Source organism: Actinoplanes sp. TFC3 (genome assembly GCF_001553785.1).
In the GTDB taxonomy this organism is placed as follows: Bacteria; Actinomycetota; Actinomycetes; order Mycobacteriales; family Micromonosporaceae; genus Actinoplanes.
Genome location: NZ_LOJP01000001.1, coordinates 3,876,758 through 3,903,207, shown reverse-complemented (window position 1 = coordinate 3,903,207; position 26,450 = coordinate 3,876,758). Strand labels below are relative to the sequence as shown.

Genomic DNA, 26,450 nt, shown 5'->3' with positions numbered 1-26,450 from the left:
AGGGGGGGGGGGGGGGGGGGGGGGGGGGGGGGGGGGGGGGGGGGGGGGGGGGGGGGGGGGGGGGGGGGGGGCCCCCCCCCCCCCCCCCCCCCGCCGTGACGCAGGTCGTGGGTCTTGCCCTGGACCCCACCCGCAGGTCGTGTTCCGCGCCCCACGCGCTTCTTCACGACACGCCCGCGCCCACCTGCGCGGGACGACTTGTCACTCCTGGTAGCGCCACCCCGAGGTCTTCGGCTTGCCCCCGGCGGTCGCTAGTTCCTTGTCCGCCCCCGCGGGCTCCTCGGCCGGTTCCTCGCCGCCGAAGCGCGCCTCGCCGGCGTCCGGCTCCGGCAGCCGCCGGCCGCTGCGGATGAGCACCGCCACGGCGAAGGCCACGGCCAGGCCGCCGACCACCCAGCCGGCGATCGACCACACGCTGGGGCCGCTGTTGGCCGAGGCAGCCAGCGCGGCGAACGTGGCATCGTCGACGTCACTGGAATCAGCCGTGCCGCCCGAGGTGCCGCTGTGGGCCGCGTGACCGCCGTACTCCTGACCCGCCTGCGCGGGGGTGAGCGCGATCTTCACCGGCGCCAGCGGCACACCCTTGGCCGGGTCCGCGTACGTCGCCTGCACGGTGAACGCCATGTCCGAGGTGCTCGGCATCGGGCCCATCGCGGCGGTCAGCTCGGCCGACCCGCCCGGAGCGAGGGACTTGCCGGGCGCGGCCACCCAGGTGATCGACGCCGTGGTCTGGGTCAGCTTGGTGCCGTCGGTGGCGGTCACCGGCGTGCTGAGCTGCTTGGTCTCGATGACGGGGGCCCAGTCGTCGACCGACAGCGGGTAGATCTCGGCGAGCGGCTGGTCGACCGGCAGCACCAGCTTGACCTTGGTGATCGGCGTGCTCGCGGTGTTCGTCACCCGGAACGCGAGGTCCTGGCCGCTGCCCTGCGGTGCGCTGGGCGGGTTGACCGTCACGCCGGCGACGGCCGGAGCCGCAAGCCCCAGCACTCCCGCGGCGACGGTGGCGGCCAGAATCGCAGCCCGGCGCGGCTTCTCCAGTCGAGTCACGTGGGGTAGTTCGGCTCACACCCGCCAATGGTTCAACGCGCGGCAAAAATTTCTTGGCGGACAATGGCCGGCATGCGTGAAGTAGCTATTGGCAGCGACATGATCCGGCTGGGCCAGTTCCTCAAGCTGGCCGACCTCATCGACACCGGCGGTGAGGCCAAGGTGCTGATCGCGGTGGGCGATGTGGCGGTGAACGGCGAGGTGGACATGCGCCGCGGCCGGCAGCTGTTCCCGGGCGACGTGGTGGCCGTGCAGGGCCGTACCGCAAAGGTTGTTGCCTAGGTGGAGGACTGAGCGTGACCGGTGGTTGACAGGCAGTCGATCTCGGGCATCTACTGAGGCGGTCATCGATATGTCCGCCTCGCCGGGGAGGCCCTATGACTCGAGCACGCAGCTCTCGACCACGCAGGACCAGATTGCTTGCCGCCGTTCTCGTGACGGCCTTGGTGTCGGGATGCGCCGGGTGGGGTGGCGGCACCGACGACGGGGGTGCCAACAGCATCAACGTGCTGATGGTCAACAACCCGCAGATGATCGACTTGCAGCGGCTGACCGCCGCCAATTTCACCAAGCAGACCGGCATCTCGGTCAACTTCACGGTGCTGCCCGAGAACGACGTCCGCGACAAGATCAGCCAGGAGTTCTCCAGCCAGGCCGGTCAGTACGACGTCGCCTCGCTGAGCAACTTCGAGATCCCGATCTACGCCAAAAGCAAGTGGATCGCGCCGCTGGACTCCTATGTGCAGGCCGACACCGTGTTCAACCAGGCCGACATCCTCAAGCCGATGACCACCTCGCTGACCGCCGAGGACGGCAAGCTGTACGGCGAGCCGTTCTACGGTGAGTCGTCGTTCTTGATGTACCGCAAGGATGTGCTGGACTCCCAGGGCATCACGATGCCGGCCAAGCCCACCTGGCAGCAGGTCGCCGACATCGCCGCGCAGGTCGACGGCAAGCAGCCCGGGATGGCCGGCATCTGCCTGCGCGGCCAGCCCGGCTGGGGGCAGATCTTCGCGCCGCTGACCACCGTGGTGAACACGTTCGGCGGCACCTGGTTCGATCAGCAGTGGAACGCCCGCGTCGATTCTCCCGAGTTCGCGCAGGCGACAAACTTCTACGTCGATCTCGTACGCTCGCACGGCGAGACCGGTGCCCCGCAGGCCGGCTTCACCGAGTGCCTCAACAACCTGGTCCAGGGCAACGTCGCGATGTGGTACGACGCCACCAGCGCGGCCGGCTCGCTGGAAGCCGCTGACTCACCGGTCAAGGGCAAGATGGGCTACGCCGCCGCCCCGGTGGTCAAGACGCCCAGCTCGGGCTGGCTCTACGCCTGGTCGTGGAGCATTCAGCAGGCCAGCCAGCGCAAGGACAACGCCTGGAAGTTCATCTCCTGGGCCTCCAGCAAGCAGTACGAGGAGCTGGTGGGCAGCCAGCTCGGCTGGTCCCGGGTACCCGCGGGTAAGCGCGCTTCGACGTACCAGAACCAGGAATACCTGCAGGAAGCCGGCGCCTTCGCCGAGCCCACCCGGCAGGCCATCGAGAGCGCCGACCCGCGCAACCCGGGGGTGCAGCCGCGCCCGGCCATCGGCATCCAGTTCGTGGACATCCCCGAGTTCACCGACCTCGGCACGCAGGTCTCGCAGTACGTCAGCTCGGCCATCGCCGGGCAGATGAGCGTCGGGGAGGCCCTGGACCGGGGCCAGCGCCTGGCCGACGACGTCGCCGAGCGGTACCGATCCCGGGAGGGGTGAGCTCATGACATCCGTGGCGGAGAAGACCAAGGGCCGCGCCGGTGCGAGCCCCGCGCAGTCACCCGGGGCCCTGAGCCGTGCCACCGCCTGGATCCGCCGGGCGCCGCTGCTGCCCGCGCTGATCTTCATGATCGTGGTGACCCAGCTGCCGTTCGTGGCCACGCTGGTGATCTCGTTCATGGACTGGAACGCGTACTACCCCGACGAGATCGGCTTCGCCGGGGTGGACAACTTCCGGCGGGTGTTCACCGACGTCAACATGCGCGACGCGGTGTGGACCACGATCCTGCTGACCGTCGGCGTGGTGCTGATCAGCCTGGTGCTCGGGCTGGGCATCGCGCTGCTGCTGGACCGCAAGTTCCGGGGCCGCGGTGCGGTGCGCACGATGATGATCGCGCCGTTCCTGGTGGTGCCGGTGGCCGCGGCGCTGCTGTGGAAGCACGCCCTCTACAACCCCGAGTACGGGCTGTTCAACGGCGCGCTGACCTGGGTGTGGAAGCTGTTCGGCTCGGACAACCCGCCGCAGCCGGACTGGATCAGCAACATGCCGCTCTGGTCGGTGATCTTCGCGCTGGTCTGGCAGTGGACGCCGTTCATGATGCTGATCCTGCTGGCCGGGCTGCAGGGACGCCCGCTGGATGTGATCGAGGCGGCCCGCATCGACGGCGCGAGCGGCTGGCAGATCTTCACCAGCATGACGCTGCCGCACCTGCGCCAGTACCTCGAACTCGGTGCGCTGCTCGGCTCGATCTACATCGTGCAGAACTTCGACGCCGTCTTCACCATCACGTCCGGTGGCCTGGGCACGGCGAACCTGCCGTACACGATCTATCAGATCTTCTACCAGGCCCACGACTACGGGCGGGCCTCGGCGGCTGCGGTGGTCGTGGTGATCGGCACCATCATCATCGCCACGTTCGCGCTGCGCACGGTGTCGTCGCTGTTCAAGCAGGAGGAGGGGCGATGACCACGCAGACCGCCACCGCACCGCGGAGCGCACCTCAGGCCGTACCGAAGAAGAAGGAACGCGGCGGTGCCTGGCTCACCCTGCTCGCCTGGGTGGTCGGCATCCTGTTCGTGCTGCCCGTGGTGTGGCTGGTCCTCACGTCGTTGCACAGCGAGGCCGACGCCGCGCAGAACCCGCCGGCCGTGGTTGCCCCGCTGACCCTCGACGGCTACCGCGAGTTCTTCTCCGGCGGGGCCAGCCCGTGGCCGCCGCTGCTCAACTCGCTGACCGCCAGCATCGTGTCCACCGCGATCGTGCTGCTGCTGTCCTTCCCGGCCGCGTACGCGCTGAGCATCAAGCCGGTGCGCAAGTGGACCGACGTGCTGTTCTTCTTCCTGTCCACCAAGATGCTGCCGGTCGTGGCCGGGCTGCTGCCGCTGTACCTGTTCGCCCAGAACACCGGCCTGCTCGACAACATCTGGCTGCTGATCGTGTTCTACACCGCGATGAACCTGCCGATCGCGGTGTGGATGATGCGCTCGTTCCTGTCCGAGGTGCCCGTCGAGATGCTCGAAGCCGCCTCCATGGATGGCGCCGGGCTGGCCAAGACGCTGCGCTCGGTGATCGCGCCGGTCGTCATGCCCGGCATCGCCGCCACCGCGCTGATCTGCTTCATCTTCAGCTGGAACGAGCTGCTGTTCGCCCGCGTGCTCACCGCCACCGTGGCCGAGACCGCGCCGGTGTTCCTGACCAGCTTCGTCACCAGTCAGGGGCTGTTCCTGGCGCAGCTGTGCGCGGCCGCGTTCGTGGTGTCCCTGCCGGTGCTCATCGCCGGGTTCGCCGCGCAGGACAAGCTGGTCCAGGGCCTGTCGCTGGGGTCGGTGAAATAAGCTTTTCTCCGGCGCACCGGGAACCGGCCCGCCCGGTGGTGCGTCGGAGCCGGTATGACGACAAATCGCTGCTTGTCGGCGGCCGCAGCGGCCGCCACGGTGTTCCTGATCGGTGCGTGCGCGCAGAATACCGGCGACTCGGCGGCCGGTTCAGCCTCGTCGTCCTCGCCCTCGTCGCCTGCCGCTGCCCCGGACGCCCTGGTGCTCCGGGTGCAGCAGGCGGGCGGTTTCGTGTCCCCGGACGCGGTCGCCGGGCGGCTGCCGGCGATCAGCGTGTACGCCGACGGGCGCGTCATCTTCGAAGGCCCGGTGACCGCGATCTACCCCGGCCCGGCGCTGCCCAACGTTCAGGTCTTGGCGATCACGCCGGAGCAGGCCGCCACGCTGGCCGCTCAGGCCGTCGCCGCCGGGGTCAGCCGGGACACCGACTTCGGCCAGCCCGGCGTCGCCGACGCCCCCTCCACCCGGGTCACCGCGGTGACCGCGGCCGGGGCGCAGAGCGTGGAGGCGATGGCGCTCAATGAGTCGCGGGCCGACGACCCGCAGCTCAGCGACGCGCAGAAGCAGGCCCGCAGCAAGCTCAAGGCGTTCCTCGACGGGCTGGACAAGCTCACGTCGGGTCAGCCGGTGCCCTACGAGCCGGAGGCGATGGCCGCGATCGCCAGCGTCTACCACGACCCGGGTGACACCTCGATCCAGAAGCCCGACACGGTGCAATGGCCCGGTCCGGCGCTGCCCGGCGAAGCCCTCGGCGCCCAGCTGACCTGTGTGGTGTTCAGCGGTGACCAGTTGGAGAAGGTGCGCGCGGCCGCGGCCAAGGCCAACGCGGCGACGCCGTGGATGTCCGGGAGCGGTGCTTTCACCCTGCGGATGCGGCCGCTTCTGCCCGATGAGAGCTCCTGCGCCGACCTCAAGGCGAACCGGTGACGCCGTTCGGCGAGGACTGCTCCGGAGGCGAGGACGGGCCCGCGGAGGGCAAAAGGGACGAGCCGGGACCGGCAGCAGTGCCCGTCCCGGCTCGTCCACGGTGCCGTCCCGGGCTCAGCTCACGCCGAGCAGGTCCACCACGAAGATGAGCGTCTCACCGGGCTTGATCACACCGGCCGCGCCCTGCGAGCCGTAGCCCAGGTGCGGGGGGATGGTCAGCTTGCGGCGGCCGCCGACCTTCATGCCGGCGACCCCCTGGTCCCAGCCGCTGATGACCTGACCGGCGCCGAGACCGAACTCGAAGGCCTCCCCGCGGTTGTAGGAAGCGTCGAACTCCTTGCCGGAGGAGAACGCCACACCCACGTAGTGGACGGACACGGTGTGTCCGGGCTTCGCCTCCTCGCCGGTGCCGGCAACGAGGTCCTCCACGACCAGCTCGGCCGGCGGCTCACCGGTGATGGGGCCGACGTCGGGCTTTTCCATGTGTCCTCCTGTGTCGTTTGCCTGCCGTGTTGCACTGCCATGCAAGCACATACCAAGGTACTGAACGATCCGGGTGCGATCTTCGTACTCCCTGCCATGAGGTCCCTCCGCACTGCTGCCGCGCTTGTCGCCGGTGGGCTGAGCGCGGCGGCTGCACTGCCTGCCGTGCCCGCCCTCGCCCACGGCGCGCCGACCACCCCGATCAGCCGGACCGCGGCGTGCGCCGGGGGAGGCGAAGAAACCTCGGCGGCGGCGTGCAAGGCGGCCCGCAAGGCCACCGGCGGTCAGCTCGGCTCGTTCGACAACCTGCGCATCGCGAACGTGAACGGCAACGACAAGAAGGTCGTGCCGGACGGGCAACTGTGCAGCGGTGGGCTGGAGGCGTACCGGGGGCTGGATCTGGCGCGCGACGACTGGCCGTCGACGGCGGTGACGGCGGGTAAGACCCTGAGCGTGAGGTATGCGGGGACGATCCCGCACCAGGGCAGCTTCCGGCTGTACCTGACCGAGCAGGGGTACGATCCGTCGTCGAAGCTGGCGTGGAGTGACCTGACCAGCGCACCGGTGGCCACGTTCAAGGACCCGCAGTTCACCGGCGGGGCATACCGGATGAGCGTGAAGATCCCCAAGGACCGGTCGGGGCGGCATGTGCTGTACGTGGTGTGGGAGACCTCCAGCACGCCGGACACCTACTACTCGTGCTCCGACCTGGACATCAAAGCTGTTGCCGCCCCTGCGAAGCAGCCGGCCGCGGCCACCGTCAAGAAAGCCGCTCCCAGCCCGGCGGTGCAGAAGACGAGCCCGGCGGTGCAGAAGACGAGCCCGGCGAGCCCCGCGCCGGAGAAGACGAGCCCGAAGGTTTCCGCGCCGGCGAGGACGAGCGCGGCGCCGGTCCCGCGGCTGGACCCGGTCGCCGCCGACGCCGGCGGCGACGACCGGACCCAGCTCGGGCACGCGATCATCGCGGGAGCGCTCGTGGTGATCGCGGCCGCCGGCGGTGCCGCCCTGATCGGGCGCCTGCGCCGCCGATGAAGCAGGAGTTCACCCGGCCCGCATGAGTTCCAAGAAGCGCCCGGCGAGGTCGAGCATGTGAGCGCGGGAGCGCACGGTCAGCGAGAGGTCGAGGAACACTTCGTCGGCGGCGGCGCTGTGGGCGTACCGGGAGATCTGCTCGATGGTTCCTCTTGCCGGGACGTGGGTGGGCTCTACCGGTTCGGGGGTGACCCTGGGGTTGAGGCGCTGCACCACGCGGATGGACCCGGGGTCGCGGCCGTAGGTTTCGGCTTGGGTCTTCACCTGCTCCCACAGCGACCCCAGATAGGGCAGCGGCAGGCCCACCGCGAGCCACCCGTCGGCCCGGCGCGCCACCCGGGTCATGGCCTGCGGCGTCAGGCCGGCCAGCAGGATCGGCGGGCGTGGGCGTTGCACGGGCTTGGGGGAAACAGTGCTCGGCGGTACGCGGTAACGGGCACCCTCGTGCGCGACCACGTCCTCGGTCCAGATCTTCTCCCACACGTCGAGGATCTCGTCGAGCCGGGCCCCGCGCTGCTGCCAGGGCACCCCCGAGGCCGTGTACTCGTCGCTGGACCAGCCCAGCCCCAGGCCCACGTCGAGTCGCCCCCGGCTGAGCACGTCCAGGGTGGTCAGCGTGCGGGCCATCGCCACCGGCGGATACAGCGTGGCGTTCAGCGTGCTCGTGCCCAGCCGCACCCGGGTGGTGTGCGCGGCGGCGAAAGTCAACGCGCTCAACGGGTCGAGGTAGACGGTCATCTCCTCGGGCATCGTGCCGTCTCCGCCGGGATAGCGGTCCCGGGGGTTGAGCGGCGACAGCAGCCGGTCACCGGTCCACAGGCTGTCGTAGCCCATCGCCTCGACCGCCCGGCTCACCTCGACGATGTCGTCAGGCCCGGTCAGCGCACCGTAGTGCGGAAGATTGATCCCGATGCGCATGCGTGCACGGTACTAGGGTGCGCGTTCAGCCAACCCTAGGGTCCATCTCGGATCCGCACGGGCTGTCCAGATCCTAGCGTCAGCGGGGTTCTGGGAGCAGCGCGTGGGGGAGGCTGAGGACGATGCCAGAGGACCTGGGGCAGATCATCCGGGAGGCTCAGGAGGGCGACGAGCGGGCGTTCGAGCGGCTGATCAAGTCGTACGAGTCGCTGGTGTGGTGGACGGTGCGCACGTTCCGCTTGTCCGAGGCAGATGCCGAGGACGCTGTGCAGAATACCTGGCTTCGCATGTACGAGCACCTGAGCGAGATCCGCGACCCGCAGCGCACCGGTGCGTGGCTCACCACGATCGCGCGCCGCGAGTGCCTGCAGATGCTGCGCAGCGGCAAGCGGGAGGTCATCGGGTTGCCGGTCGAGGCGGACCGGCCCGACGAGAAGTCGCCGCAGCCCGAGCGCACCGCCGTCGAACGCACCATGAACGACCTGCTCTGGCAGCACGTCAACGAGTTGCCGCCGCCGGCGCGCACCCTGCTGACCGTGCTGAGCAGCAGCACCGCCCCCGGGTACGCCGAGTTCGCTCGGGCCACGGACATGCCCGTCGGCAGCATCGGGCCGACCCGCATGCGCTCGCTGCGCAAGCTGCGTACCAGCCTGGAAGGCAGCGGCCTGGGCCCCCGCGTGTGGCACTGATGCTCAGGCAGCTTGGGCGGCGGCGAACCCGGCGAGCTCGGTGCGGCTGCGGATGTTGGTTTTGCGGTAGATGTTGCTCAGGTGGTACTCGATGGTTTTCTGGCTGAGGAACAGCGTGGCCGCGGCTTCGTGGTTCGTGGCGCCGCGGCCGACCACGAGGGCCACCTGCAGCTCCTGCGGGGTGAGGCCGGGCAGCGCGGTCGTTGCCCCGGTGCTGACCGTGCTGCCGGTGGCACGCAGCTCGAGGCGGGCTTTTTCGGCCCAGGGTTCCGCGCCGAGGCGGTCGAAGGTGTCCAGGGCGTCGCGCAGGTGACGGCGGGCCTGGGCGCGCTGCCGGTGCCGGCGCAGCCGCTCGCCGTAGGCAAGCTGGGTGCGGGCGCGTTCGAACGGCGCCGGGGCGGTGGCCAGGGCCGCTTCGAAGGCCTCCCGGGCGTCGTCGGGTCCGGCGAGCAGGGCCCGGCAGCGAGCGGCCGCGGCGAGCGTCCACGGGCTGGTGCCCTGGGCCTCGGGAGCTTGCATCAAGGCCACGGCTTCACCGGTACGACCGGAGCGCACGTACGCCTCGACCAGGTCGAACACCCACGGCACCACAGCCGGTTCGTGGATGTGGGCGACCACGGGCAACCCGCGCACCGCCTCGAGCCGGGTGATCACCTCCGCGTAGTCACCTTCGCTGAGCGCCAGCAGCGCCCGCTGATGGCCGGTGTAGAGGAACATCAGGTTGATGCCGAGCCGCTCGGACACCTCATCGGTGCGCGCCGCGTGCTCCCGGCATGCCTCCGTCCGGCCCTGCACAGCGTCGAGGCGCCCGGCGAAGAACCGGCCGTACAGGTTGGCGGCGCGGGTCTCACTGGCCAGCCGCAACGTTTCCGCGGCGTTGGCCCGCGCGTCGTGCCAGCGCCCGACCCGGAAGTGCAGCTCCGACTCCACCCCGAGAGCCTGGGGCAGCAACCCCAGCGCGCCGGTTGTCCGGGCTGCCCCGACCACCCGGTCGATGAGCTGCCCGGCGCGCTCGTAGTCCTCCAGCCAGACCCAGGTCAGCGCCGCATGGCACAGCTCCTGCGCGCGCGCCACCGGGTCGGCGGCCATCAACTGCTCGTGACAGTCGGCTAGCAGGTTCATCGCCTGGGCGCGTTCCCCGGCCAGCACCCGCCCCGCGGCGTACGCGACGGTCGCGGCGAGCCGGGCCACCCCACCGGCACCTGAGCCCAGCTCGTGCCCGCGCCGGGCGGCCGCCTGCACCTCGTCGATGCGCCCCACCATGAACGAGGGCACGCAGGTATCGGCGTACATCAGCGCCGCCCGGCCCGGATCGGCCTGCTCCACCGCCTGCGCGTCGGCGGTCAGCGTGGCCAGCACCTCGTCGGGGCGCCCGCGCCACATCCGCACGTACGCGCTCATCTGCTGGATCAGCGCCCGCCGGCTCGGGTTCGTGGTCAGCGGCAGCGCCTCGTCCAGCAGCGGGATGGCCTGGTCGACGCGCCCGGCCAGTTGCCAGTTGCGGGCCGCGCGCAGCAACCGGCGTGGCCGGTCCGGGCCCCGGCTCAGCCGCGCCGCGTGACCGAATGCCCGCGCCGCCGCCACGTAACCGGCGCGCTGGTTGGCCCGCTTGGCCGCCTGTTCCAGCTCGTCGGCCACCGCGAGGTCGGGTTCGAGGGTGGCCGCCGCGAGATGCCAGGCGCGGGCATCGGCGGCCGCATCGCCCGGCACGTCGGCGAGCGCGGCGGCCAGCGCCGAATGGGCGATGCACCGTTCGTCCATGGTGGCGCCGTGATAGACCACCGAGCGCAGCAGCGGGTGCCGGAAGTCGACCCGCCGCTCGTCGATGTCGACCAGCCCGGCCTGCTCGGCCGGGGCGAAGTCACGTAGCTGCAGATCGGACTTGCGGGCCGCGGCCAGCAGCGTGCTGATGTCCCCGCCGGCCGAGGCCGCCGCCAGCACCAGCGCCGTGCGGGTGGCCGGCGGCAGCGGGGTCAGCCGGGCGGCCAGGGCCCGCTCGATGCGCGAGCCGGTGGGCATCAGTGGCGCCCCGGCCAGGTCGTCGGCCGGCCCGGTCCACGCCCGGCACAGCTCGATCACGCCGAGCGGGTTGCCCGCGGTGGCCTCGTGCAGCCGGGCCGCCACCCCGTCGGGCGGCGCCGGCAGCGAGGCGCGGGCCAGCGTCTCCACCTCGGGCAGGCTCAGCCCGCCCACCTCGAGGTGGCGGGTGTGCAACTCCCGGGCGTCCTCGGGGTTGCGGGTGGCCAGCAGCAGGGCGATCCCGTCGGCCTGCAACCGCCGCCCCGCGAAGAACACCGCCTCCCGCGACGACGCGTCCAGCCACTGCAGATCGTCCACGACCACCAGCAGTGGCGTCTGCTCGGCGGCCGCGGCCAGGATGCCCACGGTGGCGGCGCAGATCGAGAACCGGTCCCCGGCCACCGGCGGGCCCAGCGCCAGGGCGCTGCGCAACGCCGCGGCCTGCGGGGCGGGCAGGTCGTCCAATCCGGACAGCACCGGGCGGACCAGATCGGCCAGCCCGGCGAACGGGATCTCGGACTCGGCCTCGTAGCCGCGGGCCTTGAGCACCCGCAGCCCGCCGGCCCGCTCGATGGCGTACTTCATCAGCGTGGTCTTGCCGATGCCCGGCTCACCGGTGAGCACGAGGACGTCGCTGTGCCCGGCTCGCGCCCCCTGCAGCAAGGCGTCGATGGATGCGCGTTCGGCGGTCCGTCCGAGCATCATCGGCTGAGTGTAAGCCCGCCCGCGCTCACCCGGTGGGGGAGCCGATGCGGTCCAGCTCGGCCCGGTCGTGCTCGGACAGCGGGATCCCGGCGCCGGCGATGTTCTCCCGCAGATGCTTGGTGGACTTGGTGCCGGGGATCAGCAGGATGTTCGGCGAGCGGTGCAGCAGCCAGGCCAGCGCCACTGCCATCGGTGTCGTGCCCAGCCGGGTGGCCACCGCCGACAGTGCCGCGGACTGCAGCGGGTTGAAGCCGCCGAGCGGGAAGAACGGCACGTACGCGATGTGCTGGGCGGCCAGCGTGTCGATCAGAGCGTCGTCGTGCCGGAAGGCCAGGTTGTACATGTTCTGCACGCTCACGATCGGCGCGATGCCCTGCGCCTCGCTCACCTGCTCGGCGGTCGCGTTGCTCACCCCCAAATGCCGGATCAGGCCCTGCTGCTGCAGCTCGGCGAGGGTTTCGAAGGCTTCGGCGAGCGAGCCGGGCACCGGGCCCTCGGCGTTGCCCAGCCGCAGGTTGACCAGGCCGAGGGTGTCGAGCCCGAGACGCTGCAGGTTGTCGTGCACGGCCCGGCGCAGGCTCTGCGGGTCGCGTGCCGGGGGCCAGCCGCCCTGCTCGTCGCGGGTGGCGCCGACCTTGGTGGCGATGTGCAGCGAGCCGGGGTAGGGGTGCAGAGCCTCGCGGATCAGCTCGTTGGTGACGTGCGGGCCGTACGCGTCGGCGGTGTCGATGTGGGTGATGCCGAGCTCGACGGCCTCGCGCAGCACGGCCAGGGCGCCGTCGTGGTCGGCGGGCGGGCCCATGACCCGCGGCCCGGCGAGCTGCATGGCGCCGTAGCCGAAGCGGGTGACGCTAAGGTCGCCCAGGGTCCAGGTGCCGCCGGGGAGGGAAAGATCAGTCATGCGCTCTACTATGAGCGGGTAACTTCCTATCGGGAAGTAGGCACCTTTGAGTGCGTAACCTACCTACGAGGGGGAGCGACGATGGACAAGGCCGAGTACAACGCGTTCCTGTCCGCATGTCCCAGCCACAAGCTGCTCGAACGGATCTCCGGCAAGTGGGTCGCGCTGATCCTGTCGGCGCTGGGCAGCGGGCCGGACTGCGCCGGGCAGCCTCGGGCGATGCGCTACTCCGAGCTGTCGAGGTTGCTGGCCGGGGTCAGCCAGAAGATGCTCACCCAGACCCTGCGCAGCCTCGAACGCGACGGGCTGATCACCCGCACGGTGGTGGCGACCGTGCCGGTGACGGTCTCCTACGAGCTGACCGAGCTGGGGCTGTCGCTGTTCACCATGATGCGCGGGCTGAAACTGTGGGCGCAGACGCACATGGACGATGTCTTCACCAACCGGGTCGCGTACGACAACGCCTCCGCCTGAGCCGGCCGCCGGCCTTGCGGAGACCGAGCCGCCGGACCTGAGGTTTCTGGTGCTGGCCACCGCCGAGCGGGCTACCCGGACAGCGCGTCCGCGGCCCTGAGCGTCTGACCGGCGACCGGTTCGAGTCCGATTCCGGTCAGGGTGAGCCCGGTCGCCACGCGGTCGGCCACGCCCCACTCCCAGATCGCCGCCGCGGTATGGGCCTCGGTGGCGTCCTCGTGCGCCCGGCCCGCGGTGAACCCCCACTGCGCGGCCAGCCGGGTCAACCGCGCCGGCAGCCCGGCCAGCCAAGAGCCGGCCGCTTTGGCTCGTACCGGGGCGGGGATGTAAGGATCGGACACGAGCGCGATAGTGACACAGCCGACGGTTGCGGACCACGTAATTGCGTTGAGCCCGGGCGCGCCGGATCGCAGGATGGAGGCATGCGCCTGCTCCGCGACCTCTGGGTCACCTCCCCCCGACGCACCGCCTTCATCGCCGTGCTGATCGTGCTCGGGGCGGCCGGGACCGCCGGTGCGCTGGGGCTGGCCGGTGCGGTGCTGGTGAACCGGTCGATGCCGCTGTTCGGGGTGCTCGCGGCCGCCCTGGTGGTCTCCGTGCTGACCGACGTGGTGGTGGGACTGGCCGCGGCCCGGCTGACCGCCGACTGGACCGCCGCCGTGCGCCGCGGGCTGTGCCGGGTGGCGTTCGGCCAGGACGTGCCGACGCTGGAGAACACCCCGGTCGGCGAGCTGCTCGACCGCATCGACAGCGACGTCTACCAGGTCGGCTCGGAGCTGCGCGGCAGCGGCGTGCGGCTGGCCCAGTCGCTCGCGGTCGCCGCGCTGTCCATCGTCACCGCGTTCTTCGCCTGGTGGCCCGCGGCGGTCGGCATGGTCATCGTGTCGATCATTCTCGTGCTGGTCATGAACAAGCCGATCCAGCGCATCTCCCCGCTGCGCATCAGCGAGGAGGAAGCCTGGTCCGACCTGGCCGCGGTGATGGAGGAGGCCATCCACGGCCAGGACGACGTGCGCACCAGCCTCGCCGCCCCCTACGTGCGCGGCCTGTACGCCGGGCGCGCCCGTGAGGTGCTGCGCCGAGGCCGCCGGGTCTGGCGTGAGTCCTCGAAGATCACCATGGGCGCCGGGGCCATCACCCGCACGCTGATCGCCGTGCTCGTGGTCGCCGGGGCGTGGGCGCTGGTGGCCGGGCACGTGGACAGCGCCCGGCTGACCGCGGTGTGGCTGCTCGCGCTCGGCTTCGGCGGCACGCTGGAACACGTCACCCGCATGGTGCCGGAGCTGCAGAACGCGCTGGGCGCCTGGGGCCGGGTGCAGTTGCTGCGCGACGTGCCGCAGGAGCCCAGCGGCGGCGAGCAGCCCGGCGACGGCGACCTCACGGTCAAGAACCTGACTTTCCGGTACGGCGAAGCCGACTCGGGCCGCCCGGCCGCTCTGCAGAACGTCAACCTGGTGTTCCGCCGGGGCCGGTCGTACGCGCTGATCGGGCGCACCGGGTCCGGCAAGTCGACGCTGGCCAAGGTGCTCACGCGAGCTGTGGACGTACCCCGGGAATCGGTGTATCTGGCCGGCACCGACCTGATGGATCTTGACGTCGAGGGGTTGCGGCGGTGGACGGCGATCGTGCCGCAGCGCACCGAGATCCTGGCCGGCACGCTCGCGGAGAACATCGCGCTGTTCGACCCGCAGTTGCTGCCACGCGCCGATGAGGCCCTGGCCGAGCTTGGGCTGACGAGCTGGGCGGCCACCCTGCCCGAGGGCATCAACACCCGGCTCGGCGAGGGCGGCTACGTGCTGTCGGCCGGGCAGGAACAGCTCGTGGCGTTCGCGCGGATCCTGGTGCGCGACCCCAAGGTGGTCATCCTCGACGAGGCAACCGCGCGGATGGACCCGGTGACCGAGGCGTGGGTGCAGCGGGCCACCGACCGGTTGCTGCTCGGGCGCATCGGCGTGATCGTGGCGCACCGGCTCTCCTCGGTGCAACGCTGCGACGAGGTCGTGGTGCTCTCCGACGGCGAGGTGCTCGAAGCCGGTCCGATGGCCGAGTCCCGGCGCTTCGCCGAGCTGCTGGCCAGCAGCAACGTGGTGGCCCCGGCGCGCACCGGTGGCGGGGTGGCCGTGCTGGAACGCGAGCCCGAACCGCCGGCCTCGGAGCTGGGCAACACGCTGCCGATGGCCGACCCACCGCCGCTGCCGGAGCCGCCGAGGGCCCGCACGCTGCGGGAGATCGCCCGGCTGACCACCAACGACGCTCGCTACGGCGTGGCCGCGGTGGTGCTGTTCGGGGTGCTGGTGCTGCTGGGGCTGGACGGGGCGATCCTGCCGCTGCTGTGGGCCGACGTGGTCGACGGCGTCGGCGACCCGATGGGGCCGGCCATCGGCATCGCTGCGGCGCTGATCGTGGCGATCCCGACGCTGTTCTGGACCGGCGCCTGGTTCCCCGAGTGGTGGGTGCGCCAGATGCTGCGGATCAGCCAGCGGCTCGTGCACGGCCAGATCGGGCCGCGGCGGATCAGCTCGTACACCCCGGCCGAGGTGGTGGCCCAGGGCGGTGACACCGAGCGGGTCGTCATGCTGGCCGACAACATGATCGACAACGCCATGGCGATCGTGATGATCGTGGCGATGACCTGGGCGTCGCACTCGTACGTCCCGGCGTTGTTCTTCGTCGGCACGATGCTGGTGTCGGGGCTGGCGGCCACGCTGTTCGGTCCGCGGCTGGAACGCGCGGCCCGCCGTACCGTGGCGGCCCGGGCGTCGTTCGCCACCGCGCTGGTCTCGTCGCTGTCGGCGGCGCGCACGGTGAAGCTGGCCGGGGCGACCGTGCCGGTGCTCAACCACCTGGCCGGGCTCGATGAGAAGCGCAGCGAACGCCAGCGCAGCGAGATCGCCATTCAGGTGTGGGCGCGTTCGACGCCCTCGGTGCTCAGCGGGCTGCTGCCGATCGCGGCCTGGGCCATGTACCTGCACGGCAACCTGTCCGCCGCGGCCACGCTGATCGCGGTGGCGGTGCTGGGGGCGGCGCGCTGGTTCGCATGGACCACGGCGTCACTGGTGTCGCATTTCCCGTCGGCGCGGGTGTGGACCAGGCGCACGGTGGCCATGGCCGGCGTGGGTGCCTACTCGGCGTCCGTGCCGGGGGTGGACATCGACGCGGGCACGGCCGAAGCACCGCCTGCGGCGCCCCGCAACCCGCTGCGAACGCTCAAGCTGGCCGGTTTCAGTGCCGTTCACGAGAACGGTACGGTCGGAGCGCAGGACATCGACCTGACCGTCAACCGCGGCGAGTTGGTCCTGGTCGTCGGCCCGGTCGGCTCGGGCAAGTCCTCGCTGCTGCGCGCGCTGGCCGGCATCGTGCACCACACCGGCACGCTGGCCTGGAACGGCGAACCGGTCGACGAGCCGGAGACGTTCCTGCGGCCCAACCAGGTCGGCTACGTGGCCCAGCTACCCCGGGTGCTGTCCGGCACGGTGGCCGACAACATCGCGCTGGGTCACCAGGTGGACGCCGCCGACGCGGTCACCACCGCGCAGCTCGAACACGACCTGGCCACCGGCGGGGGCGGGCTGCAGCTCCTGATCGGGCACAAGGGCACGCGGCTGTCCGGTGGTCAGCTGCAGCGTCTGGCGCTGGCCCGGGCGCTGGCCCCGCGCACCGAGCTGCTGGTGGCCGACGACGTGTCCTCGGCGCTCGACGTGACCACCGAGCTGGAGCTGTGGCGGGCGCTGCGCGAGCACGGCGTGACCGTGGTCGGCTCGACGTCCAAGCGGGCGGCGCTGACCCGCGCCGACCGGGTCGTGGTGCTGATCGGCGGGCGCGCGGTCGCGCAGGGCAGTTGCGCCGAGCTGGCCGACCGCTACGGCCATCTGGCCGGCTGACCGGCTCCCGTGCCGCCAGGAACGTCACTGGTCCGGGCTCAACTGATCTGGCTCTGCAGGGTCTGGATGACCTGGGTGGCGGTGTCGGCCGGGATGGCGAAACCCAGCCCCACGCTGCCGGTGCTCTGGGTGTCGGCCGTCGCGATGGCCACGTTGATGCCGATCACCTTGCCGGACGTGTCGACCAGGGCGCCGCCGGAGTTGCCCTCGTTGATCGCGGCGTCGGTCTGCAGCAGGCCGGTCAGCTTCTCCGAGCCGGTGTTCACCTCGCGGTCCAGCGCCGACACGATGCCCGAGGTCACCGTGCCCTCCAGGCCCAGCGGGGCACCGAAGGCCAGCACCGTGTCGCCGACCGCCACCGAGTCATCGGTGCCGAACGTCGCAGGGGTCAGCCCGCTCAGCCCGGTGGCCTGCACCAGCGCCAAGTCGTGGGTGGTGTCGGTGGCAACCACCTCGGCCGGAACGGTACGACCATCCGAGAGCCGCACGCTCGCCGTGCCACCGGAGGAGATGACGTGGTTGTTGGTCAGCACCAGCCCGTCGGCGCTGAGCACCACACCCGAGCCCAGGGCCGACTCGTTGCGCCCGTCGATCAGCACGGTGACGATGCTGGGGGAGACCTTGGCGGCCACCGCGGCCAGGTTCGCGGTCTCTGTGCTGGCCGGCGTGGCGGTGGCCGTGGTCACCGTGCTCGTCGCGGCGGCGGGGGTGGCCGTGGCGTAGTGCTCGGCGATGATCGCCCCGCTGGCCCCGCCCCCGCCTATCAGGGCGAGCAGCGCGGCACCTCCGGCCACCCGGCGCGGCCAGCGGCTGCGCCGGTGGCTGACCACGTTCGGCGGCAGCGACGGCGGTACGTCGTAGGTGTACGTGGGCCGGTCCAGTAGCTCAGTCATGACGCGCCTGCCTTCGTTCAGCGGTGATGTCATGACTGTGGCCCGCGTGCTTGTGGCGTACCGGTGAGCAGTCTGTGGAATCGCTGTAAGCCCGGCCCAGCCGGCTATTGGCCGAAAGTCGTATCGGATTCACAGCGAAAGCGGCTCGCAGGCAGAGGCCGGGCACAGGGCTTTTGCGGATCCTTGAGGCAACGGTCCAGATCTGAAGGAGGTTCACGATGTCGGCACGTGGAATGCTCAGCGTGGTGGGTACGGCCGTCGGTGGCCTCATCGGCTGGAGCGACGCGGCCCCGGCCGCCGACCCGGCAGCCCTGCGCCGGCTGTTCGCCGAGCTGGGCTCGCCGCTCGGTCCCGGCGAAGCCGAGCTGACCGCCGCGGTGCGCGAGTTCCAGGCCTACGTCGGGCTCGACGCCGACGGGGTGGCCGGCCCGCGCACGGTGCACCTGCTGGCCCGTTACGCCCGCGAGGTGCAGGAACTGGAGCGCTTCGAGCAGGCAGCGTGACGGGTGGCCGGGAAACCCCGGCCACCCGTGAGGAACTCGATCAGGACAATGCCTTCGGCTCGGCGTGGAGCAGGTCGTCCGGCACGACTACGTCGCGCGTCGCCGTATCGGTGTTGGTGCTGCCGGGCCAGGCGTCACCCGTGGTGATGCGAACCTCGTGAACGCCACAGAGATTGCGCCGCCGCTGCGGGGGAGGCGCGGGGTGAGGCAGGTCGGCGGGTAGCCGACAGTCATCTTGACCCTGCGGTGCCCGCGGACCGAGGCTGGATCCGGCCGCGAAGGAGCCGCCCGAGATGACTGTCGTACCAACCCTGGCACCCCTGTCCACCGCCACCGTCGAAGGCCGGGCGCTCTCGCTCGACCGGGCTGTCGACCTGGCGGTCACCGGCACGCCGGCCGGACCGCCGCTGTCCGCGCGTGGGCCGAAGCTCACCGCACGCACCGGCGAGCCGGGTACGAGCAGCGCCTCGGCACCCGGGGTGCCGACCTGGCCCGAAACCGCCGCTTCGCCGAGCCTGCCGCCGTGTTCACCCGCCTGAGTTCCTGATCCCCCGGAGGTGCACCATGTCGCTGCCCGCGCTGCCGCTGCCCCAGGAAGCCCAGTTCCCCTTCGACCCACCGCCCGAACTCGCCGGCTGGCGCCAGGACCGGGCCGTCGTGCGGGTGGCCTGCCCGACCGGTTTCGACGCGTGGGTGGTCAGCGACTACGCCGGGGTGCGCGAGGTGCTGGGCGACGGCCACCGCTTCAGCGCCCGCCCCGGGCAGGCCGCGCACGTGCTCGCCGCGTTCGACCCCGACCAGCCCGTGAACGGCCAGTTCTCCCGCATGGACGGCCCCGGCCACGTCCGCATCCGCCGCAACTTCGCTCCTCAGGTCAGCCACCTGCGGCGCCTGGCCGAGCTGCGCCCGATGGTCGAGCAGATCACCGGCGAGGCCATCGACCACCTGCTCACCCTGCCGCAGCCCGTCGAGCTGCACGCCGAGTTCTCCCGCCGGATCACCACCGCGGTGATCGCCGAACTCATCGGCGTACCGATGGAGAATCGTCACCTGCTGCACCAGGCAGCCGCAGCCCTGTTCGATGCGAGCACGACCGTCGACGAACTGCCGAAGGCCCTGCAACCGCTGTTCGCCTACCTGTACGGCCTGGTCGCCACCCGCCGGGCCGCCCCCGGCGACGACGTCCTGAGCCGCATGATCCGCCACAGCGCCGACGACGAACGCCCGCTCACCGACGACGAGCTGGTGATGATGAACGGCGCGCTGCTGGTGGCCGGCTTCGACACCACCGCCTCGCTGCTCTCGCACGGACTGGTCGCCCTGCTCGCCTCACCCGGGCAGTGGGAGCACCTGTGCGCCGATCCGTCGCTGGCGCCCGCCGCCGCCGAGGAACTGGTGCGCTACCTGGGCGTCGGCGTCGGCCTGATGCGCGAGGCCACCCAGGACACCACCGTCAACGGTCAGCCCATCAAGGCCGGCGACTACATCATCGTGGAGATCCAGTCGGCGAACCGCGACCCCGGTGTCTGCCCGCACGCCGATCAGCTCGACGTGACCCGCAAAACCCCGCCGCACCTGGGTTTCGGGCACGGCGCGCACGCCTGCGTGGGTCAGCAGATCGCCCGGATGGAGTTGTCGACGGTGCTGCGCGAGCTGGCCACCCGGGTGCCCACGCTGCGTCTTGCGGTCCCGCTCAGCGAGATCCCGTTCAAGGACAACACAGTGGTACGAGGCCCGGCCGCCCTGCCGGTGTGCTGGTGAGCGTGAGACCGCTCACCGGACGGCGCCTTGAGGGATGTCGATTTTTACCCGGCACCCCGAGGTCCAGCGCCACCGTCACGGCCGGCGCCGGAACCGGCAGGATCTGACGCCAGGGGTGCCCGGCCCCACCCGGGACCGGGCACCTTCTTGAGCATCGGCTCAGCAGCGCCAGGTGATCGCGCCGGAGCTGCCGTCGAACGGCAAGCCCACCACGAGGCCGTTGTCGGCGACGTACATCGGGTCGCCCCGCTTGCCGTCGGCCAGGCCGAGTTCGACGTTGGCGTCGTCGCGCAGCACCGTGCCGTTCGCGGCGATCCAGCCCGAGGCGTTGATGCCGTTGGCGGGCGCGCCGATCTTCAACTCCCGCAGGTCGCCGGTCTTGAGGTTCCAGCGCGCCACCCCGGAGGGTGACACGTTACCGGCGGCCCAGTCGCCGCGGGCGCTGAACACCGAGCCGTCCTGCCCGGCCGGGGTCTGCAGGGCCTGCCCGGTGCCCTGCTGATCCCACACGTACGAGGTGACCTTGCCACCCTTGTTGGAGATGATCCGGCCCACGATCGACCCGTCGTCGAGCAGGCTCATCCCCTCGGCCTTGGCCGGCAGCGGCAGCTTCTGCGCCGCCGAGCCGGCCTTCCACAGCAGCACCGCGTCGGCGCCCAGCCCGCCGCCGGGGCGGTAGGCGTTGACCAGCACGTCTCCGGCCGCGTTGATCGAGGCCAGCCGGAATTCCCACTTGCCGGCCGGGGACGGGAACATCTCGGGCATTCCGTTGGTGTAGCGGACCACGGTGTCGGCCCCCTTGTCCTTGGGCCCGGCCACCGCCGCGACCACGCCGTCGGCGTTCACCGCGCTGGAAAGCACCCAGTCGCGGACCATGGGCAGCACCTGCGGCTGACCATCGGTCCAGAGGATCACCTGGGACGCCGCGACGCCCGAGACCTTTCCCTCCGGGGTCGACTTCATGCTGTTGCTCGCGTTGTTGCCGAGCACGTACCTGCCGCTCGGGTCCACGCCCGCGGGCTGCACCGCGCCCATCCCGTCCGGGATCGGCAGGCTCGTGCCGGGGCACCGCACCAACGGCGATGCGGGGTTCGTCGCGCCCTGCTGCGGCCCGCCCGAGGCGCTCGGCGCCGCCGCGGCCTGATCGGCCAGCGAGCTGCCGCCGCCGTCGAGCACCAGCGAGGGCACCCCGGCCAGCAGGCCGGCGGCCAGCGCCACCCCGCAGCCGGCCCGCACCATCCGGCGCCGCAGCACCCGCTTGCGCCCGCCGGCCACCAGCGCCTCCACCCGCAGGCTGCTCGCCGGGACCTGAACTGACTGCATCTGTTCGCGTACGTCCTGCTCGCCGATCATGATGCGTCCCTCATTCCTAGCGCGGTGCTGACCTGGCGGTCCGGGCCGAGTACGGCTCGCAGGGTCGCCAGTCCCCGCGCACATTGGCTCTTCACGTTGCCGACCGAGCACTTGAGCGCCTCGGCGGTGGCTTCGACGCTCAGATCGTCGAAGTAGCGCAGCACCACCACGGCCCGCTGGCCCTTGGGCAGGGCGCGCAGCGCGGTCATCAGCGCGTCGCGTTCGACGATGTCGTGATCGGCGGCGCCGGCCACCGCCGCGTGCACCGGCACCTCACCCAGGCGCACCCGGGACCACCGCAGCCGGCGTTCGTCGAGGTAGCGGCGTACGAGAATGCTGTGCACGTACCCGTCGATGTTGTCGGCCGTGGCCACCCGCTTCCAATGGGTGTACAGCGCGGTCAGCGTGGTCTGCACGATGTCGTCAGCCCGGTGTGCGTCGCCGCAGAGCATGTACGCCGTGCGGTGCAGCCGGGCCAGCCGTCCCGTCACGTACTCGATGTAATCCCGTTCTTGATCGGGCCGCATCCCGCTCCTCTCCCCGGCCGTCCTCACCCACCTGTCGGGTGGGGGGCGGCAAAAGGTTGCACCGCAAACCTGACCCGGTCGAAGGAAAGCTTTCCACGGCGTAACGTTGCGGCCCGGAGCGGACATGGGGTAGTCGTGAGCCCGGGAAACGAGCGTGAGAACCACTTCCGTAGCGCGTACGCCAGTTGCTTCGAGCCGCTGCTGGCCTACGCCCTGCGCCGGGTCGGCGACCCCGAGGACGCGGCGGACGTGGTCGCCGAGACGTTCCTGGTGGCGTGGCGGCGGGCCCGGGAGATGCCGGCCGGCGACGAGACGCGGCTCTGGCTGTACGGGGTCGCCCGGCGGGTGCTGGCCAACCAGCAGCGCGGTGATCGGCGGCGCGAGCGGCTGGGGGACCGGCTGCGTCAGCGGCTGACCTCGGCGGTGCCGGCGGACCCGGGGACCGAGGTGCCGGAGCGCCTGGCGGTGCATGCCGCCCTTAACCGGTTGGGGGAGCTGGACCGGGAGGTGCTGACGCTGACCGTGTGGGAGGAACTGCAACCGCGGGAGGTGGCGCAGGTTCTCGCGTTGAGCCCGGCGGCTGTGCGTACCCGGTTGTCCCGCGCCCGCGCCCGGTTGCGCGAGCTGGTCGGTGACGATTGCGGGCCGCCCGGACATGTGCTTGACATGCTGACCAGCGCCCGGCCCGAGGAGAAGCGATGACCGACGACGAACTTGACCGGCTCGTGCGCGCCGCCGACCCCTACCGGCCCGGGGTGCTCACGCGTCTGGAGGGTGCGGAGCAGGACCTGCTGGAGGAGATCGTGCGGGTGCGGCGGGTGCGCTTCGGTCGTACCGCGGCGATTCTTTCGGCAGCCGCCGCCATCACCGCCGTGCTCGCCGTGCCCGCGGTTCTGACGACCCACCGCAGTGACACCCCCGTCCAAGCCGTCGCTTCCCCCGCTTTCGACCTGAAGTCCAAGACCAAACTTCTCGACACGGGTACGACCACAGTCCTGCTCCTGCTGCGCGCCTCGGGCTGGAAGGTCACCAGCGTCTACGGTTTCACCGGGCTCGACGGCACCATCGAGTTCGCCAAGGGCGACCTGTCGCTCGACATCAGCTGGAACGCCGCCGAGTACTACCCCAGCTTCTACGACGACCGCCTCGAGGTCAGTCCCCCCGCGCCGGGCAAGGTCGACGGCTGGGCCGGGGACGTGTTCACCTACAGCGACAGCGACTGGGAACTCATGCTGCGCCCCCGCGGCGACGTCTTCGCCATGCTGCGCACCTCCGGTCCCTGGCAGCGCGCCGAGTTCGACGCCGTGCTCGCCGGCCTGAGCCGGGTGACGCCCAGCAAGTTCGTGGCCGCGATGCCGCCCGAGGTGGTCACCCCGGACACCGTGGCCGAGGCCGCGTCCGGCGTGCTCACCGGCGTGCCGCTGCCACCCGGCGTCTCCGCGTCCACGCTCGACATTGGCGGCATCAACGACTCTTACCACTTCGCCGCGAATGTGATCGGCCGGGTGGGCTGCGGCTGGCTCGACGAGTGGACCCAGGCCAAGAAGCTGGGCGACGCACCGGCCGCGGCCCGGGTCGTGAGTGTGCTGGGCGGGAGCCGCCAGTGGCCCGCGCTGACCAGGATGGCCAGCGCGGGCGACTTCCCGCAGGTGTTCTGGGAAAAAGCTGACCGGCTGGCGGACGGCGAGCCCCCCGGCGACTACCGCCGGGAGTTCAGCTGCTCCTGACGCGGGCGCTGGGCATCGACAGAAACGGTGTGGACGACGGGTCCCGGACCGCGCTGGCAGGCTGACCTGCGCCAATCCTCCTCATGTGACCTGCGTCACTGGGCGTAACCGGGTTGGGAGGTCAGGCGTCTTTCCCTGAAGCCAGCGGGAAGAAGGACGCAGGACATTGCGGGATTTCGAGGAGTTCTACAGCGCCACCTCCGCGCGGGTGCTCGGTCAGTTGTTCGTGATGACCGGCAACCGCGCGGAGGCGGAGGACGCCGCCGCCGAGGCCTACGCCCGGGCCTGGCAGCGGTGGTCCACGGTGTCGCTGGCCGACAGCCCCGAGGCCTGGGTGCGCAGCGTCGCCGCCCGGATCGCGGTGAGCGGCTGGCGCAAGACGGTGAACCGGCTCAAGGCCCACCATCGCGCCACCGCCGACCAGGCCCTGGACGGGCTCAGCCCCGACCATGTCGCCCTGATGACCGCGCTGCGCGGCATCCCGGCCGCTCAGCGCCGCGACATCGTGCTGCACCACCTCGTCGGTCTGTCCGTTGCCGAGATCGCCGCCGAGACGGGCGCGCCCACCGGCACGGTCAAGGCCCGCCTCGCCCGCGGCCGCAAGGCCCTCGCCGCCCTGCTGACCGACGCCGGCACCGACGAAGGAAGTATGTCCCATGCCCGAGCTTGAGCTGCACGACGACCTGCAGGCCCTCGCCGCCCACGGCACCCGGGTCCTCAAGCCCCGCCCGGTCACCGCCGTCATCGACCGCGGCCGCCGGCGCCGCCGCAATCAGCGCCTCGCCGGAACCGCCGGGTTGGCGGCCGCCGTCCTCGGGATCGCCGGCGGCGCCTTCCTGGTAGCGGGCGACCACCCGCGCACCGTTGCCCCCGGCATCCCCCCGGCGGCGCAGCCCAGCGCCAGCCCCGGACCACTGCCGTCCGCCGTGCTGGCCGGACGGGAGAAGGTGACGCTGCGTTTGCTGTCCACCGGAGCGGCGATCGTGGCCGGCTATGACGACGACGACCGGGTCATCGCCGAGGCCACCGAGGGCAAGGATGCCGCGCTGCGTAACCGCTGGCTGCTGCGCCCGGCCGCCGGGGACAGCCACCAGCTCGTCCAGGTGACCAAGCGTCCCGCAGGAGAGGTGTGCGCGGCCGTCGAGGACGACCAGGTGCTGCACATCCGCATCTGCAACGCCAAGGACGAGGCCCAGCAGTTCACCCTGACCGCCACCCAGGCCGGGAACGGGCTCACGCAGGGCGCCGACCCGGTGCGCGTCGGCGCCGGCGACGGCCTCACCATCGCCGGCACCGGCGCACCCGCGGTTTTCAGCGTGGAACCCTAGTTCCCGGCCAGCGCGGGGTAGTCGGTGTAGCCGCGGTGGTCGCCGCCGAAGAACGAGCTGGGGTCCGCGGCGTTGAACGGGCCACCGGCGGCGAGCCGGGCCGGCAGATCCGGGTTGGCCAGGAACAGCGCGCCGAAGGCGATCAGGTCGGCCGTCCCGTCCTCGAGCAGCGTCAGCGATTGCGGGCCGGTCGGTTCGGGGTGGGTGAACGGGTTGAGGACAAACGTTCCCGGCCACTGTGCGCGCAGCCGCCGGGTCAGCTCCCGGTCGGGGCTTTCCAGCACGTGCAGGTACGCCAGGCCGAGCGGGGCGAGACCGGCGAGCAGGGCGTCGTACAGCTGCTCGGTGTGCTCCTCGGCCAGGTCGTTGAGCGGGGTGCCCCCGGGGGAGATCCGGTAGCCGACGCGGTTGCCGCCGATGGCCTGGGCGAGCGCCGTGGCCACCGCGACGCCGAAGCGGACCCGGCCCTCGATCGAGGCGCCCCAGCCGTCGGTGCGCAGGTTCGCATTCGACGACAGGAACTGGTGCACGAGGTAGCCGTTCGCGCCGTGGATCTCCACGCCGTCGAACCCGGCTTCGATCGCGTTGCGGCCGGCCTGCGCGAAGTCGGCGATGGTCTGCTCGATCTCGGCCTCGGTGAGTTCTTTCGGCGTTTCCATGTCCTGCAGGCCGGTGTCGGTGAACACCTGCCCGGCCGCTCGCACCGCCGAGGGCGCCACCGGGGTCAGGTCGCCGGGCAGCAGGCTCGGGTGCCCGATGCGCCCGGCGTGCATGAGCTGCGCGAAGATCACGCCGCCCTTGGCGTGCACGGCGCCGGTCACCGTTCGCCACGCGGCGATCTGCTCCGGCGAGTGCAGCCCCGGAGTGCTGGTGTAGCCCTGCCCGATCACCGACGGCTGGGTGCCCTCGGTGATGATCAGCCCGGCGCTGGCCCGCTGGGCGTAGTACTGGGCCGTCAGCTCGGTGGGACTCAAGCCCGGCCCGTGCGCCCGGCTGCGGGTCATCGGCGCCATCGCGATGCGGTTGGCCAGCTTGGTGCCGGCCAGGTCGTACGACTCGAATGCTCTGCTCATGTCCGTCGTCTCCTCGGATCTTTTCGCGCCGCGAAACTTCGTGCCGCGAAACAAACTATTTCGCGCCGCGAAGTTTCGCAAGGGTACGATCGTGGTGAACCGGGAGATGTGAGGAGTGCGACGATGGCCGGCTTGGGCACCACGATGCTCGGCCTCTCGGTGCTGATCCAGCGCCGTCATGCCCAGATCTGCGCCGAGCACGACCTCACGCCCGCGCAGGCCCTGCTGCTGTGCATGCTCAAGGAACGCCCGCGCGGCATGAAGGAACTGGCCCAGGGCATGGGTCTGGAGCGCCCCGGGCTCACCGGCCTGGTCATTCGCGCCGAGAAGCTGGGCTTGGTCCAGCGCGACACCCACGGCCTCGACCGCCGGGCCGTCACCGTCAGCACGACCCCGCTGGGGCAGAAGAGCGTCGAGTCGCTCTACGCCGCCATCGACGACTGCGTGCCGGAGGTTCTGGCGGGTCTGCCCGCTGCCGACCGCGCCACCTTCGAGCGCCTGCTGAACACCCTGGCCGGCGCCCTGGAGATGCCTTTGCTGTTCACCAAGCCGGGCGCCATGCCGGACTCCTGCTGACCCTCCCGGCGCGGGAGAGTCGGCCGGCTCCTGCCCCGTCCGGCGA

27 protein-coding genes are annotated in these 26,450 nt (G+C 71.5%); 17 read left to right on the top strand and 10 right to left on the bottom strand.

All coding sequences use genetic code 11. The annotated features are described in order from the left end of the window. Positions 1-201: 201 nt before the first annotated feature. On the bottom strand, positions 202-1,047 hold the full coding sequence (locus tag TFC3_RS17585) for a DUF1775 domain-containing protein (protein ID WP_067500999.1): 846 nt from the start codon (positions 1,045-1,047) through the stop codon (positions 202-204). A 72-nt stretch (positions 1,048-1,119) separates the two neighbouring features. Between TFC3_RS17585 and TFC3_RS17580 the strand changes: the two genes are divergently transcribed. From TFC3_RS17580 to TFC3_RS17560, 5 genes are all read left to right on the top strand, one after another. Next, entirely contained in the window at positions 1,120-1,329 is a 210-nt protein-coding gene (locus tag TFC3_RS17580; protein WP_067506949.1) for an RNA-binding S4 domain-containing protein, read from the top strand. Positions 1,330-1,481: 152 nt separating this feature from the next. Then, the gene (locus TFC3_RS17575; RefSeq protein ID WP_236718175.1) at positions 1,482-2,798 is read left to right on the top strand and encodes a sugar ABC transporter substrate-binding protein; all 1,317 of its coding nucleotides are present in this window, start codon (positions 1,482-1,484) and stop codon (positions 2,796-2,798) included. 4 nt (positions 2,799-2,802) lie between these two features. After that, entirely contained in the window at positions 2,803-3,765 is a 963-nt protein-coding gene (locus TFC3_RS17570) for a carbohydrate ABC transporter permease (RefSeq protein ID WP_067500995.1), read from the top strand. After that, positions 3,762-4,634, top strand: coding sequence for a carbohydrate ABC transporter permease (locus TFC3_RS17565; RefSeq protein ID WP_067500993.1), 873 nt, complete (start codon positions 3,762-3,764; stop codon positions 4,632-4,634). The genes TFC3_RS17570 and TFC3_RS17565 overlap by 4 nt, the downstream gene beginning before the upstream one ends. A gap of 54 nt (positions 4,635-4,688) precedes the next feature. After that, positions 4,689-5,561 carry a hypothetical protein gene (locus TFC3_RS17560; RefSeq protein WP_067500991.1) on the top strand — a complete coding sequence of 291 codons (873 nt, stop codon included), beginning with the start codon at positions 4,689-4,691 and terminating at the stop codon, positions 5,559-5,561. 114 nt (positions 5,562-5,675) lie between these two features. Here TFC3_RS17560 and TFC3_RS17555 read toward each other — a convergent pair whose 3' ends face one another. Further along, complete coding sequence (locus TFC3_RS17555; protein WP_067500989.1) at positions 5,676-6,044, bottom strand: FKBP-type peptidyl-prolyl cis-trans isomerase; 369 nt, start codon at positions 6,042-6,044, stop codon at positions 5,676-5,678. A gap of 96 nt (positions 6,045-6,140) precedes the next feature. Between TFC3_RS17555 and TFC3_RS17550 the strand changes: the two genes are divergently transcribed. Further along, positions 6,141-7,076: a lytic polysaccharide monooxygenase gene (locus TFC3_RS17550; protein WP_067500987.1), complete on the top strand. Its 936-nt coding sequence runs from the start codon at positions 6,141-6,143 to the stop codon at positions 7,074-7,076. Between the two features lie 9 nt (positions 7,077-7,085). Here the strand turns inward: TFC3_RS17550 and TFC3_RS17545 are convergent, their stop codons facing one another. Next, on the bottom strand, positions 7,086-7,994 hold the full coding sequence (locus tag TFC3_RS17545; protein WP_067500985.1) for a TIGR03619 family F420-dependent LLM class oxidoreductase: 909 nt from the start codon (positions 7,992-7,994) through the stop codon (positions 7,086-7,088). A gap of 122 nt (positions 7,995-8,116) precedes the next feature. Here TFC3_RS17545 and TFC3_RS17540 point away from each other — a divergent pair, with 122 nt between their 5' ends. After that, positions 8,117-8,683 carry an RNA polymerase sigma factor gene (locus tag TFC3_RS17540; RefSeq protein ID WP_067500983.1) on the top strand — a complete coding sequence of 189 codons (567 nt, stop codon included), beginning with the start codon at positions 8,117-8,119 and terminating at the stop codon, positions 8,681-8,683. Between the two features lie 3 nt (positions 8,684-8,686). Here TFC3_RS17540 and TFC3_RS17535 read toward each other — a convergent pair whose 3' ends face one another. Further along, positions 8,687-11,407, bottom strand: coding sequence for an AAA family ATPase (locus TFC3_RS17535; RefSeq protein ID WP_067500981.1), 2,721 nt, complete (start codon positions 11,405-11,407; stop codon positions 8,687-8,689). 25 nt (positions 11,408-11,432) lie between these two features. After that, the gene (locus TFC3_RS17530) at positions 11,433-12,308 is read right to left on the bottom strand and encodes an aldo/keto reductase family oxidoreductase (protein ID WP_067500979.1); all 876 of its coding nucleotides are present in this window, start codon (positions 12,306-12,308) and stop codon (positions 11,433-11,435) included. Positions 12,309-12,389: 81 nt separating this feature from the next. On the opposite strand from TFC3_RS17530, the gene TFC3_RS17525 reads away from it, so the two are divergent. Beyond that, the gene (locus TFC3_RS17525) at positions 12,390-12,782 is read left to right on the top strand and encodes a helix-turn-helix domain-containing protein (protein WP_067500977.1); all 393 of its coding nucleotides are present in this window, start codon (positions 12,390-12,392) and stop codon (positions 12,780-12,782) included. 71 nt (positions 12,783-12,853) lie between these two features. Here the strand turns inward: TFC3_RS17525 and TFC3_RS38760 are convergent, their stop codons facing one another. Beyond that, positions 12,854-13,123 (bottom strand): hypothetical protein, encoded by a 270-nt coding sequence (locus tag TFC3_RS38760; RefSeq protein ID WP_067500975.1) that lies wholly within the window; start codon positions 13,121-13,123, stop codon positions 12,854-12,856. A gap of 81 nt (positions 13,124-13,204) precedes the next feature. Here TFC3_RS38760 and TFC3_RS17515 point away from each other — a divergent pair, with 81 nt between their 5' ends. Continuing rightward, positions 13,205-16,663, top strand: coding sequence for an ABC transporter ATP-binding protein (locus tag TFC3_RS17515; protein ID WP_067500972.1), 3,459 nt, complete (start codon positions 13,205-13,207; stop codon positions 16,661-16,663). Between the two features lie 38 nt (positions 16,664-16,701). Here the strand turns inward: TFC3_RS17515 and TFC3_RS17510 are convergent, their stop codons facing one another. Then, complete coding sequence (locus TFC3_RS17510) at positions 16,702-17,556, bottom strand: S1C family serine protease (protein WP_067500970.1); 855 nt, start codon at positions 17,554-17,556, stop codon at positions 16,702-16,704. Positions 17,557-17,774: 218 nt separating this feature from the next. Between TFC3_RS17510 and TFC3_RS17505 the strand changes: the two genes are divergently transcribed. The 3 genes from TFC3_RS17505 to TFC3_RS17495 all read left to right on the top strand — a co-directional run bounded on the left by TFC3_RS17505 (position 17,775) and on the right by TFC3_RS17495 (position 19,820). Beyond that, on the top strand, positions 17,775-18,059 hold the full coding sequence (locus TFC3_RS17505; protein ID WP_067500968.1) for a peptidoglycan-binding protein: 285 nt from the start codon (positions 17,775-17,777) through the stop codon (positions 18,057-18,059). 293 nt (positions 18,060-18,352) lie between these two features. Beyond that, a complete protein-coding gene (locus TFC3_RS17500) occupies positions 18,353-18,598 on the top strand; it encodes a hypothetical protein (RefSeq protein WP_067500966.1) in 246 nt (81 codons plus the stop codon). Between the two features lie 25 nt (positions 18,599-18,623). Continuing rightward, a complete protein-coding gene (locus TFC3_RS17495; protein ID WP_067500964.1) occupies positions 18,624-19,820 on the top strand; it encodes a cytochrome P450 in 1,197 nt (398 codons plus the stop codon). A gap of 159 nt (positions 19,821-19,979) precedes the next feature. Here TFC3_RS17495 and TFC3_RS17490 read toward each other — a convergent pair whose 3' ends face one another. Next, positions 19,980-21,173, bottom strand: coding sequence for a hypothetical protein (locus TFC3_RS17490; RefSeq protein ID WP_067500962.1), 1,194 nt, complete (start codon positions 21,171-21,173; stop codon positions 19,980-19,982). Then, the gene (locus TFC3_RS17485) at positions 21,170-21,700 is read right to left on the bottom strand and encodes a SigE family RNA polymerase sigma factor (RefSeq protein WP_067500959.1); all 531 of its coding nucleotides are present in this window, start codon (positions 21,698-21,700) and stop codon (positions 21,170-21,172) included. Before TFC3_RS17485 ends, TFC3_RS17490 begins: the two co-directional genes overlap by 4 nt. Before the next feature lie 135 nt (positions 21,701-21,835). On the opposite strand from TFC3_RS17485, the gene TFC3_RS17480 reads away from it, so the two are divergent. From TFC3_RS17480 to TFC3_RS17465, 4 genes are all read left to right on the top strand, one after another. Next, positions 21,836-22,402 carry an RNA polymerase sigma factor gene (locus TFC3_RS17480; protein ID WP_067500957.1) on the top strand — a complete coding sequence of 189 codons (567 nt, stop codon included), beginning with the start codon at positions 21,836-21,838 and terminating at the stop codon, positions 22,400-22,402. Further along, entirely contained in the window at positions 22,399-23,427 is a 1,029-nt protein-coding gene (locus TFC3_RS17475; RefSeq protein WP_067500955.1) for a hypothetical protein, read from the top strand. The genes TFC3_RS17480 and TFC3_RS17475 overlap by 4 nt, the downstream gene beginning before the upstream one ends. 166 nt (positions 23,428-23,593) lie before the next feature. Then, a complete protein-coding gene (locus tag TFC3_RS17470) occupies positions 23,594-24,097 on the top strand; it encodes a sigma-70 family RNA polymerase sigma factor (protein ID WP_067500953.1) in 504 nt (167 codons plus the stop codon). Continuing rightward, positions 24,084-24,755 (top strand): hypothetical protein, encoded by a 672-nt coding sequence (locus TFC3_RS17465; RefSeq protein WP_067500952.1) that lies wholly within the window; start codon positions 24,084-24,086, stop codon positions 24,753-24,755. Before TFC3_RS17470 ends, TFC3_RS17465 begins: the two co-directional genes overlap by 14 nt. Here TFC3_RS17465 and TFC3_RS17460 read toward each other — a convergent pair. Further along, positions 24,752-25,828: an alkene reductase gene (locus TFC3_RS17460; RefSeq protein WP_067500950.1), complete on the bottom strand. Its 1,077-nt coding sequence runs from the start codon at positions 25,826-25,828 to the stop codon at positions 24,752-24,754. The genes TFC3_RS17465 and TFC3_RS17460 overlap by 4 nt on opposite strands. A 123-nt stretch (positions 25,829-25,951) precedes the next feature. On the opposite strand from TFC3_RS17460, the gene TFC3_RS17455 reads away from it, so the two are divergent. Then, positions 25,952-26,404, top strand: coding sequence for a MarR family winged helix-turn-helix transcriptional regulator (locus tag TFC3_RS17455; protein ID WP_067500948.1), 453 nt, complete (start codon positions 25,952-25,954; stop codon positions 26,402-26,404). Positions 26,405-26,450: the final 46 nt, after the last annotated feature.